This window comes from Clostridioides mangenotii TR, from assembly GCF_000498755.1.
Lineage (GTDB): Bacteria > Bacillota > Clostridia > Peptostreptococcales > Peptostreptococcaceae > Metaclostridioides > Metaclostridioides mangenotii_A.
Window position 1 is genome coordinate 101,810 of sequence record NZ_AXUS01000002.1, and the last position, 11,760, is coordinate 113,569.

Here is an 11,760-nt window from a genome sequence, read left to right on the forward strand (position 1 = left end):
AATCTGATATGAGACATTAAAAGGTTTTTTCATAAATATGTACTAAAAAATAAATTGCATATAGCTCCCCTATCACTATAGCTAAATGAATACAAATATACTCCCTAGATCCTTTTAATTATTAAATTAGTTTAAGATATATTATCATTAATCGTAGGTAGAATTACCACAAACTCACTACCCTTACCTTCGACACTGTCTACATAAATACTTCCTCCGTGTAAATCTACAATCGACTTTACAATGGTAAGGCCAACACCAATTCCACCAGTCCCCTTACTTCTAGATTCATCTACTCTGTAAAATCTCTCAAAGATATCGTTTAATTTCTCTTTAGGTATTCCTATTCCATCATCCTTAAAGTGGATTTTTATGTTGTTATTCTCTCTATACGCTCTTATATTTATATTGCCATTTTTATTTGTATATCTAATAGCGTTTGATAGTAAGTTTACTACAACCTGCGTTATTTTTTCTTTATCTAAATACAGGCTTATATCTTCTATATGAGAGGTTATATTTATATTCTTCTCGAGCGCACGACCCTGATTGTTGTAAATTGCATTTGTTATAACACCAGATAGATCTACTTCAATAAGCTCTAGTTTACTTTTTTCACTGTCAAACTTAGCTAAATTTTTAAGCTCATTTACTAAATGTGTAAGCCTTATGACTTCTTCATTTACGCTATTTAACCTCTCTTTACTAGGTTCCCATATTCCATCAATCATGGCTTCTACATGTGTCTGTACGTTTGTAAGAGGTGTTCTTAGTTCATGTGCAACATCTGTAGTTAGTCTCTTCCTCAGATTTTCTTGCTCGTCTAATTTATGCGCAAGTCCATTTATTGAGGAGATTAAATTGTCTATCTCCGTTATATTGCTTTCATACTCTAACTTCTGTTTATATCCGCCTTTACCCATATTATTTGCCATATCTGAAACAACTTCTATCGGTTTAGAAATTTTATTAGACATAACTATTGCTATCATAACAGTGAAAAATGTCATAATGAGTCCCAATAATATTATTACTTTATTTATTTCCTTTAGAAAATCCACATCGTCATCCATATAATAAAGTGAACCATACGATCCTACACTTGCAATTCCAATAGGCTGATTGTTTTTATTAAAAAGTTCATGCAACTCAACAGTGTAATCACCATTCCAATCATTGTGCATGTTGTTCATATTATTTCTTATACTACCCATAACCTCATGACACCTGCTTCTATCGCTCTGCATTGCACCCCAAACTAAATTTTTATTTTGATCGTATACTTCTACGAATATTCCTTTAGAAATAGCATTATTTCCAAGCTTTTTGATACTAAGAACATCCCACTTATCTTCTTCATAGTCTGATTCTATAGAATTTAATATCCCTGAAACTTCTTTATCATAGTTTTTACTTATATAATCATTAAACTTCTTTTCAAAAACTTTATTTATAGATATCCCAATAGTTACTACAACTAATAATATTACCGAGACTAGAGTTAAAATTAGCCTTTTATTTAAACTTTGCTTCTTTTTTTTATAATCCAAATTTATAACCTACTCCATATACAGTTAGAACAATTTTCGACTTTTTTGTATCCTTTTCTATTTTTTGTCGTAAGTTTTTTATATGGGCATCTATGATTCTATCAAGTTTTTCGTAGTGTTCATCGATAGTAAATTCTAGTAATTGCTCTCGATTAAATATTCTTTTGGGGTTTTTAGCTAAAAGCAATAAAATTTTATACTCTGTATTTGTAAGAATGACTATTTCACCTCTGACTGCTACCTCATGTGAAGCTGTGTTTATTTCTAATTCATCTCCAAACTTTAGTATATCTCTATCTTCAGTATCCAACTTTCTGAAAACAGCCTTTGCTCTAAGCACAAGCTCTTTTACATTAAATGGCTTACATACATAATCGTCACAACCAGTGTTAAAACCTTCTATTTTATCTTCATCTTCTATTTTAGCGGTCAACATAATTATATGAACCTTTGATGTTTCCCTTATCTTCTCACAAATTTCTTCTCCACTTATATCTGGAAGCATTCTATCCAAAATAACTAAATCAAACTCATTTTCATAAAAATACTCGATTGCCTGAGTTCCGTTATTTGCTACTGTACAGTTATATCCTTCTTTATCTAAATAGGCCTTTACGACCTCTGTTATCTTAACTTCATCATCTACTATAAGTATGTTAAACATTTTAATCCTCCCTCAACTATTTCTATATAGGAATCCTTAAATCAAATATATCATACAATTGTAGATACTTTATGAATTTTTAAGTTAAGTTCTATTTGAAATCAATAAAAACACCTACACAATATTATTTAGTGTAGATGTTTTTGAAATTTATATCCTTAAATTAATAACTTTTTACTAACGACGGCAACTTCCTGGTCCGTTACAATTTTGCCTATTGTTATTTCCATTATTGTTATCGTAGCCTTGGTTATTACTATCTTGGTCGTTGTAGTTATTTTGATAGTTTCTATCTGGGCTATTTGTTTCTAGATTATTGTTACTATTATTATCTAAAGTTTCGACTTGACTTGTATTTTGATACAAAGTTTCAAATTTAGCACTGTCTTGCACAGTCCCTCGATTTGATGTATTAATTGCTGAACTTGTATTGTTTCTGTATATCTGATCATCTAATGGTGCTATGTCATTTGCAAAAACATTCATCCCAAGAGCGCCTAATACTAAACCTAATCCCAATGTACCTATTAACATCTTTTTCATCCAATACACTCCCTTTATATTTATTCTTGTGTCTATACTAAACAATATTTATGAATAAATTATGAATGGTGTATTGCAATATCAATTTTTAATATTATTTTTCATTTAATAGTCTAATATAATGATTCGCTTCACGTAATACGTGATCGGCTAATAATGGTAGTATAATCGATCTTATTTTGCACTCCGCTATACCCTTTGTGCCCGCTTCCTTAAAATCTCTATACTTCATAGTCTCTTCTAACGTCTCATCTGTAATGCTAGGTAAAGTTGCATCACTAGCCTCCCTCGCCTCATTTATTAAGTCATTAAATTGCATTGCATAATCATTAGCAGTATTGATTAAATCATTTTCTGTTGGATCGAGTAATCCTCTTATAAACAAAGCATGCTCCATCATTATCTGATCCCAGAAAAGCTCCATCTCCTTTGTATCTGTGTTTATATCTTCTCTATTTTCTAATTTCATTAAAAGAGTACTGTACATTTGAGCTTCACGTAAGATATGATCGATTAGCAAAGGATAGTTTACTGTAAAGATATTGCAAGATAGTACATCATTTAACACCATAATTTTAAAATTAATTAAACCATCTATCAACATTCTTGCATTTAAATTGAGCTGCATTATATTTTGCAATAACTGTGGTGTTACTTGTGGATTAGTTCCACCTTGCAATTTTACTTCCATAATAGTAATATTTGTATTTATTGGTATTCCTGTGAAATTTTCTGTTTTTTCTTCACTTCCAAGTGTATAGTTTGTAAACAACTCTCCTGAAGAAAGAGATTCTCTACTTACAATGCCATTGCTTAGCTGGACAGCATGTAGTAACAACGCTTCAAATTGCTGTTTATAATTCTCTGCTATTTTGGAGTATTCAGCATTTTTGGGTGTAAATCCTGCTTCTAAAAAAAGTGAGTGTTCTTTCATTATTCGTCCAAAGTATAAATGAAGTTCTAAAGATAAAATTGCATATTTTTGATCACTAATCATGGTTAATCTCCTTTTTGTTTTAAATTTATATTAATTAATTATTTTAATGATCTTATATAGTGATTTGCTTCACGCAATACATGATCTGCAGGTAGAATTGAATTATAGAACGTGTTTTACATTCATTGATTCCCTTTACTCCAGCTTCTTCAAAGTCTCTAAATCTTACTTTTTCAGATAATATCTTATAAGAGTGGAAAAAATAAATGTAATCATAGGGACAATGCAGTGTACCTTTCTTCACTGATCATAAAAATATCCTTTCTTTCTCATAAGATTATATATGATTAAATATATTGATCTATGACTATAGAAAGGATAGATTCTCTATTAAATACAATAAAGCTATACCGCATCTGTAGTGCAGCATAGCCTTAAGTATCGCTCCTTTATAATATATAAACATTAACTTTTTTATAAATCGTTTATCATGGTGTATAAGTCTATAAAAAAAACCAAAGGCATTTACAATGCTTCTGGTTTTCTATTAATTTAATATTTAATATAAGCTTTTATACTATTGAAAATCCACCATCAACTAGTAGATACTGTCCACTTACATATGAAGCACCTTCTGAAGCAAAGAATAACAATGGTCCATTTAATTCTCCTCTAGCTGCTGGTCTACCTGCAGGTGTTAAGGCATTGTACATATTCAAGAAATCTTGAGCCTTAAATAGTGTATCTTTTGTCATTTCTGATTCAAATAGTCCAGGGCAAACAGCATTCACTGTAATTCCATATTGTGTATACGATGCCGCCATACCTTTTGTTAGGCCAATTACTCCCGCTTTAGTAGTATTGTATGAATGTCTCCACAATGCTTCTGGTTTATCCGCTAATATAGCATTTATTGATGCTGTATTTATAATTCTTCCGTACTTATTATTTTTCATTACTGGTAGAACATGTTTACTCATGTGTATAATTCCTTTAAGATTTACGTTTATCGCTTTATCCCAATCATCATCACTAAGAGTTTCAACGCTACCACCAACTGCTACTCCAGCATTATTGAACAATATGTCGATCTTTCCATAGTGTTCAACTATTGTATCAACGGCTTTTTTCACGCTTTCTTCATCTGTTACGTCAGCTTTAACTGCAAATACTCTTCCTCCGTCTTTAGCGTTTATTTCCTCTGCTAATTCATCTAATCTATCTTTTCTTCTAGCCAGTATTGCCACGCTCGCGCCATGCTCTGCAAATGCTCTTGCTGCGTCTGCTCCTAATCCACTTGATGCTCCTGCTATTACTACTACTCTATTATTAAAATCGAATAAACTCATTCGAAAACCACCCTTCAAAATATTATTTGTTATTCTGATATATACCCTTATTTTATAGTTTCAAAAGATTTTTTATAATAATAAACAATAAAAAAGCCTTCTTAGAAGATAATCTAAAAAAAATATTTGTTTAAATCATCTTCCCAGAAAAGCTATAAATTATTATTTAATATACTTTGACGTAAGAGATTTCTCACTCTCAATTAAATCTTGTGGAGCTCCTTCAAAAAGAACTTCTCCACCCTTACTTCCACCTTCTGGACCTATATCAATAATCCAATCAGCCTGCTTTATAATATCTATATTGTGCTCAATTATAATAACTGTATTTCCATTATCAATTATATTTTCCACAATCCCAACAAAATTTTCTATATCAGACATATGAAGTCCTGTTGAAGGCTCGTCCATAACGTATACGTTGCTCTTCTTATGGAGTTCATTAGCAAGCTTCAATCTTTGGCACTCACCACCAGATAATGTATCTAGAGGCTGCCCAAGCGTTAAATATCCTATTCCCATCTCTTCAAGACCTGCTAATATTTTATCTATTTTCTTTTCTCTAAAGAACGAAATAGCTTCACTTACCGTCATCTCTAAGACTTCTATAATGGATTTTCTATTTAATTTATATTCAAGAACTTCACCTTTAAATCTCTTTCCTTCACAGTCATCACATACAACTTTTGTGTTCTCCATAAATGAAATCTCTGTTTCAATAACTCCAGTTCCTTTACAGCTTTCACAAGCGCCTTCTGAATTGTAGCTAAATAGCGATGCTGAAACATTGTTTTCTTTTGCAAAAACTTTCCTTATTTCGTCCATCATCCCACTATAAGTCGCTAAATTCGATCTCGATGTAGCAAATACTGCACTTTGATCTACCAGTACAATATCTGGGTTCTGTTTGATAAGTTCCCCTTTTATCAAACTGCTCTTTCCTGATCCAGCTACTCCCGTAACTACTGTTAAAACTCCTTTTGGGATACTTACAGATACATTTTTAAGATTATTTAAATTTGCATTTTTGACTACCAACCATCCATTTTGCTTTCTTACTTCTTTTTTTATAGAAAGTGCTTTATTTAAAGCTCTTCCTGTTAGTGTGTCTGATTTAAGAAGCTCTTTATAACTTCCTTCAAACATTATCTCTCCACCATTTCTTCCGGCATGGGGTCCTACATCTACAACATGGTCTGCTATTTTGATGACATCTGGATCATGCTCTACAATTATAACTGTGTTTCCTTTATCTCTTAGTTTGATAAGTAAATTATTTAATCTGTACACATCTCTTGGATGAAGGCCTATGCTAGGCTCATCAAATATATACATAAGGTCAGTCAGACTACTATTTAAATGGCGAACCATTTTTATTCTCTGAGCTTCTCCTCCAGATAAAGTAGAACTCTGTCTATCCAGCGATAAATATCCTAGACCTATATCAACTATATTACTTAACTTCTCTTTAAGACTATCTAAAATTGGTTTAATACCTTCATCTTTAACCTTATCTAAGACGTCTAAAAGTTCGTCTATTTGTAAAGCTGTCATATCTGCTATATTTCTACCTTGAATTTTACAATTTAGAGACACTTGGTTTAGTCTAGCTCCCTGACATAATGAGCACTCACTCTCTGTCATTAAACTGCTTAATTTTTTTTTCGCCTTTTCACTCTGTTCATCATCTCTTTTTAAGTACAGTCTGTTGAACTTTAAGATCAATCCTTCATAAGTGAAAGCAACTCCCATATCCTTACTTTTTTTAAGTTTTTCTGGTACTCCATAAAGGAATTTTTCTAATTCTTCTTCTGAGTAATCATTAATCTTCTTGTCGCTATCAAAAAATCCAGAGTCTGCAAATATCTTCCAATACCAAGATCCAACATTGAAATTTTGAAGTAAAATTGCTCCTTCATTTAAAGATTTATTTTTATCAAGTATAGCTTCCAACTTTACTTCCTTTTTTCTCCCCAAACCTTCACACTCAGGGCACATACCGCTTAGATCATTGAATGAAAATCTATGAGGTTGTTTGATGTGAGGCTCCCCAACCCTAGAAAACAAAGTTCTTAAAAGTGGATTTATATCTGAGATAGTTCCTAGTGTAGATCTTGAATTTCCACCGAGCCTTTTTTGATCGATAATAATCGGTGTCGATAAGTTTTCTATTGAATCAGCTTTGACCTCTCCATAATTGGTCAAGAATTTTCGCACAAAAGCACTGAATGTTTCATTTAATTGACGTCCAGCTTCTTTTCCTATTGTTTCAAATACGATTGAAGATTTTCCAGAACCAGAAACTCCTGTAAAAATAGTTATTTTTCTCTTTGGGACTTTAAGTGATACATTCTTTAAATTATTCTCCCTACATCCTTTTAAAACTATAAATTCATCCTGCATAAAAACCTCCAATTATTTTTTAGCTATTACGTTAGATATTAGATATACAACAGTACCAGGAATTAAATTTTATCAGAACAGAAAAATAAATCAATACATTATTGATATTATCGCAAAGAAAGTCGAATTACTTAGATTTTTATCCTTTTAAATAAACTTTGTTGTATTTATTTTCCATAACTTTCTATATATTACCATACAAAAATCGATAAGAGCATTGACATACTTATATATAATTTCTATTATTAAATCATAAGTAAATATAAATACAGCTAGAATTTAAATTATAGGGAAGTGAATAAGTTGGGTATAAATAATAGACATGAAAAAATTTGTTACTGTAATAATGTAACTAGAGAAGATATATACAACGCCATTCAAAATGGAGCTGATTCAGTAAATTCTGTAATAAAAATGACTGGTGCTATGCTTAACAGCAACTGTGCTGTGAACAACCCAAAAAAGACTTGCTGCTATAAAGACATTGTAAGGGTTTTTAATGAACTAACAAGGGATGTTTAAAAGAATTATCTTTTAACATCCTTGTTATATTATTATTTTTTCATTCCTATATTTCTTTAAATTCTTTAGCTTACTATACAAACAAGTCTGTTTTAAATTAAATTTTATTGTTTATCATATATATTACATTAAATTTTACGTTTTTTTATAAAATCATTTACTTTTTTTAATGTTTTAGTTAAAATAACTTAAAACCATTTAAGGAGGTATATATATGGATGAGATTGATTTTAAAATAATCTAAACCCTTAAAAGAAATAGCCGACCCTCAGCGTCTGAGTTAAGTAAACAGGTTAATCTATCTGTTCCTGCTGTATCTGAAAGAGTAAAAAAGATTGAGCAAGCTGGGATTATAAAAAAATATACTGTACAAATTGACAGCTAAATCACCATTAATTTCCCATAAAATCTTTTACTATCTCTACATAATCCTCTATCTTTAGAAAAAGCGCTAGATGCCCTCCACTGATATCTGTATGTACTGTAGGATCTGGCATAATATCTATAAGCGACTCCTTCACCCCATCATTAAAAGTAATATCATCTTCAGACAATATTAGCAACACTCTTCCTTTTAAATATTGGAAATCCTCAGAAGTCATATCCCAATTGTCAGTTAAGTCGCACATTAAATTACACATATATACCTCATGTTTTTTTGTTAACAGAGAAAGCATACACTCTGTAATTCCGTTCATGTATTCTTTCTCTTTTTCACTACCAGCGGCAACTTTCTTAGCTATATTTTTGCACATGACCGGTTTTAATAATCCCATAGGAAGAAATTTCAGCAAATTTACAGTTTTTTTCATACTATTTACCATATTGAGCATGCAATCTCTTCCCTCTTGATTCATATTTTTAGATAGCGATCCTGTATTGGATAATACTAAGCCTTGAATCATTTTCGGGTGTCTTTTAACAATTATTTGTGCCAATAACCCACCATAAGATTGTCCCACTAAATATACATTACTTACTCCTATTTGTTTTAGTAATATCACAATTGCATCGGCAAGTTCATTATTTGTAGAAAATTCGTTGTGATAATCAAATGTCACTACTGAATAATATTTTGAAAATGCTTCAAAATGACTATAAAACAAATCCGATTTTCCAATTCCTCCAGTTAACAAAACAAGTGTTGTATCTCCATTTTCATGATAACGAAATGTAAAATCTTCTCCATTAACTTTTTGTGTTTGTAATGGATATTTAATATTAAATTTTTCAAGTTCTTGTTTTACGCTCATATTTATACCTCCTCTACATTATCAAATATAATTTACTAAACATTTTACCAAGTATCGTTTTTTTCTTCATAAAATTGCTTATGAAACATATTTTTATTTGAAGACAAAGATATCATTATTTAAATAAATAGCTAGTCATAGACAAACTTCCCGACAAACATCCTTCATTAAATACTTCTATGTCATCGTTATCATCGTAGGCTCCTAAAGTGTAAAGAAGTGGATAAAAATGCTCAGGTGTAGGCACTGCTAACTTAGACAATTCATGTTTTTCAAACTCAACTACATTTTCGAAATTTCGGTTTAGAATTGAATCCTTTATATATAGATCAAAATCTTCTGCCCATGTAAAACCTTCATCAATATAACTCAATTTACTTAAATTATGTACTACATCTCCACTTGCAAATATAAGTACTCCTTGATTTCGTAAATCTTTTAAGTTTTTGCCTATTTCATAATGCTCCCTACTACTTGCATATCCATCTACACTCATTTGATATACTGGGATATTTGCTCCAGGATACATTCTAGTAAGTACAGACCAAGTTCCATGATCGAGCCCCCAAGAGTTATCTACTTCTACTGAATTTTTTAGCAGTCTTATAGTATTCTCCGCACAATCTACACAACCTCTAGCTGGGTAAACTACTTCATATAATTCTTTTGGAAACCCATACATATCGTATATCATCTTTGGGTATTCCTCATCTTGAATTCTTGTACCCTTAGTATACCAATGCGCAGAAATAGCAAGTATAGCCTTTGGTTTCGGCAGTTTTTTAGCAATTTCCCTCCACCCTCTGGTATACTTGTTGTCTTCAATTGCGTTCATTGGTGATCCATGTCCAACAAATATCATTGGCATTCTATCTTGACTCATTTATATCATCCCTTCTTTTAAAATCCTTTAATTTCTATTATTAGTTGTTCAATTATACATTTTTTATTTTATCTTTTTCATTCATATTTTATTGTTTTAATTTAATCATAATTTGCATCATAAAAACGACTTAGGAATCCTAATTGTTCTTATAATTAAAATTACCCCAATCTAGTTGTATCAAAACAACTTGACTTGGGTAAATTTAATTATTATCTATTCCGCTAATTAGTGACTTAGAATCAACGACAACAAGGATTGCTTCAATATCTTCTAGCATTTCCTTAACCAACTTAGATGCCTCACTAGATTAAATCTCATTTAAGCGATTTTTTGGTTTTTCTGATTCAACTTTTGAAAAGTACTCTTTATTTAATATACTCTTATTTAATAAGTCACCCAACACAATCGTCTCATCAGCAATTTTTTAATCCCAATTAATCTTTATTGAATCCTCCTAATTTATAATTACCTGTCACTAGTCTTTTTGTATTCTCTTTTTGCTTTAATATGTAATACTAAGAAAAGTATAATTGCGACTGGATAAAATAAGTCAAATACTCCCCTCATAATTGCCCACGGTGTCTAAAACCAAAATGCACTCCAAAATTCATCTCCTACTCTTTCCCACAATTCAGGGGTAAGGTATAAGCTCTTAGGATTTGTAAAAATACTAGAATCTAAAGCACCAGTCAAAACTAATGAAACAAATAAAGGTGAATAGCATATAGCCAATAATCCCCAAAACTCCGATAATCTCTTATACCTTAAAGATTTTGATGTAGTATCTGAAAATATATCATCGTCAATATCTCCATCTATCTTTTTGAAATATTGTATATTGGAATATTTCCCACCTGATATAAATTTCCAACCAAAATCTTCAAACATAGTACAATAGCTCTCAAAATCTCCTCTCTTCTTAAAAGTTCTACAGTCAATTTTTATATTTGTATTTGAAGGCTCAGATTTCTCAAAATAATATGCGATTTTTTTACCAGTAAATAAGTATCCGCTTTTAGCCAATTTTCTTCGTTATCTATGTCAAAAAAACATTTGAACTTTTTCATTTTAATATCTACCCCCTCTTAGTAACTATTTTATTTATCACAGATTCTTTAATTTTTTATCTCTATCTATATAAATCTCAGATTATATTAACTCCTCTGATACATCAACCATATGTTTTATTCTCTTGAGATCAAGTTTTAAAATTGCTTTACCCTTTTCTGTAATCACATAAACCTTTCTACGTTTGTCTTCACTTGGAACAGGTTCAATATATTTTAATTTTAGTAAATTTTCAATTGCACCATATAGTGTTCCTGCTGCCATCCTAACATCTCCATCACTAAGATCTTCTATCTTTTGCATAATTAAATATCCATGTGCTGGCTCTAGCAGTGCCAAAAGAATGTAGTATATCGTTTCAGTTAATGGTAAATTTTTATCCCTTTTCATTATATCCACCTCCTGTATTAAGTTATCTTAACCTAGTTAAATTGTATAGCCAGACTATATCGTTTGGCTATATCGTAAAACTATATCGTTTAACTTTATAATTAGATTATATAAAGTCTTACTGTATATGTCAATATATTTTGTTATTATTTTTACTTTTTCTTGTCAAAGTAGTTTTAATATTTTTATGAGTAT

Annotated in this window: 11 protein-coding genes and 1 pseudogene; 2 read left to right on the forward strand and 10 right to left on the reverse strand. The window is 30.7% G+C overall.

What is annotated here, in order from left to right; genetic code table 11:
* Window positions 1-131: 131 nt before the first annotated feature.
* The 6 genes from T473_RS0101425 to T473_RS0101450 form a co-directional block, all read right to left on the reverse strand.
* The gene (locus tag T473_RS0101425; RefSeq protein ID WP_024620302.1) at window positions 132-1,550 is read right to left on the reverse strand and encodes a sensor histidine kinase; all 1,419 of its coding nucleotides are present in this window, start codon (window positions 1,548-1,550) and stop codon (window positions 132-134) included.
* On the reverse strand, window positions 1,540-2,214 hold the full coding sequence (locus T473_RS0101430; RefSeq protein WP_024620303.1) for a response regulator transcription factor: 675 nt from the start codon (window positions 2,212-2,214) through the stop codon (window positions 1,540-1,542). Before T473_RS0101430 ends, T473_RS0101425 begins: the two co-directional genes overlap by 11 nt.
* Before the next feature lie 177 nt (window positions 2,215-2,391).
* Entirely contained in the window at window positions 2,392-2,757 is a 366-nt protein-coding gene (locus T473_RS0101435; RefSeq protein WP_024620304.1) for a hypothetical protein, read from the reverse strand.
* Between the two features lie 94 nt (window positions 2,758-2,851).
* Window positions 2,852-3,754, reverse strand: a complete 903-nt coding sequence (locus T473_RS0101440; RefSeq protein ID WP_024620305.1) for a DUF2935 domain-containing protein — start codon at window positions 3,752-3,754, stop codon at window positions 2,852-2,854.
* Window positions 3,755-4,266: 512 nt separating this feature from the next.
* Complete coding sequence (locus tag T473_RS0101445; RefSeq protein WP_024620306.1) at window positions 4,267-5,043, reverse strand: SDR family NAD(P)-dependent oxidoreductase; 777 nt, start codon at window positions 5,041-5,043, stop codon at window positions 4,267-4,269.
* Window positions 5,044-5,205: 162 nt separating this feature from the next.
* On the reverse strand, window positions 5,206-7,446 hold the full coding sequence (locus tag T473_RS0101450; protein WP_024620307.1) for an ATP-binding cassette domain-containing protein: 2,241 nt from the start codon (window positions 7,444-7,446) through the stop codon (window positions 5,206-5,208).
* Window positions 7,447-7,749: 303 nt separating this feature from the next.
* Here T473_RS0101450 and T473_RS0101455 point away from each other — a divergent pair, with 303 nt between their 5' ends.
* Entirely contained in the window at window positions 7,750-7,968 is a 219-nt protein-coding gene (locus T473_RS0101455; protein WP_024620308.1) for a (2Fe-2S)-binding protein, read from the forward strand.
* A 259-nt stretch (window positions 7,969-8,227) separates the two neighbouring features.
* Window positions 8,228-8,353: pseudogene (locus T473_RS19940) on the forward strand (Lrp/AsnC family transcriptional regulator); the annotation flags it as partial.
* Between the two features lie 7 nt (window positions 8,354-8,360).
* Here the strand turns inward: T473_RS19940 and T473_RS0101460 are convergent.
* From T473_RS0101460 to T473_RS0101480, 4 genes are all read right to left on the reverse strand, one after another.
* Window positions 8,361-9,221 (reverse strand): alpha/beta fold hydrolase, encoded by an 861-nt coding sequence (locus T473_RS0101460; protein ID WP_024620309.1) that lies wholly within the window; start codon window positions 9,219-9,221, stop codon window positions 8,361-8,363.
* Between the two features lie 115 nt (window positions 9,222-9,336).
* Window positions 9,337-10,104 (reverse strand): 4,5-DOPA-extradiol-dioxygenase, encoded by a 768-nt coding sequence (gene ygiD, locus T473_RS0101465; protein ID WP_024620310.1) that lies wholly within the window; start codon window positions 10,102-10,104, stop codon window positions 9,337-9,339.
* Window positions 10,105-10,689: 585 nt separating this feature from the next.
* Window positions 10,690-11,130, reverse strand: a complete 441-nt coding sequence (locus tag T473_RS15915; RefSeq protein WP_200865868.1) for a DUF2812 domain-containing protein — start codon at window positions 11,128-11,130, stop codon at window positions 10,690-10,692.
* Window positions 11,131-11,256: 126 nt separating this feature from the next.
* On the reverse strand, window positions 11,257-11,565 hold the full coding sequence (locus T473_RS0101480) for a PadR family transcriptional regulator (RefSeq protein ID WP_024620311.1): 309 nt from the start codon (window positions 11,563-11,565) through the stop codon (window positions 11,257-11,259).
* Between the last annotated feature and the right edge of the window lie 195 nt (window positions 11,566-11,760).

Coding starts and splice junctions, on each gene's coding strand:
- T473_RS0101430 (WP_024620303.1), bottom strand. CDS start 2,214: ATGTTTAACATACTTATAGTAGATGATGAAGTTAAGATAACAGAGGTC.
- T473_RS0101435 (WP_024620304.1), bottom strand. CDS start 2,757: ATGAAAAAGATGTTAATAGGTACATTGGGATTAGGTTTAGTATTAGGC.
- T473_RS0101440 (WP_024620305.1), bottom strand. CDS start 3,754: ATGATTAGTGATCAAAAATATGCAATTTTATCTTTAGAACTTCATTTA.
- T473_RS0101445 (WP_024620306.1), bottom strand. CDS start 5,043: ATGAGTTTATTCGATTTTAATAATAGAGTAGTAGTAATAGCAGGAGCA.
- T473_RS0101450 (WP_024620307.1), bottom strand. CDS start 7,446: ATGCAGGATGAATTTATAGTTTTAAAAGGATGTAGGGAGAATAATTTA.
- T473_RS0101460 (WP_024620309.1), bottom strand. CDS start 9,221: ATGAGCGTAAAACAAGAACTTGAAAAATTTAATATTAAATATCCATTA.
- ygiD (WP_024620310.1), bottom strand. CDS start 10,104: ATGAGTCAAGATAGAATGCCAATGATATTTGTTGGACATGGATCACCA.
- T473_RS0101480 (WP_024620311.1), bottom strand. CDS start 11,565: ATGAAAAGGGATAAAAATTTACCATTAACTGAAACGATATACTACATT.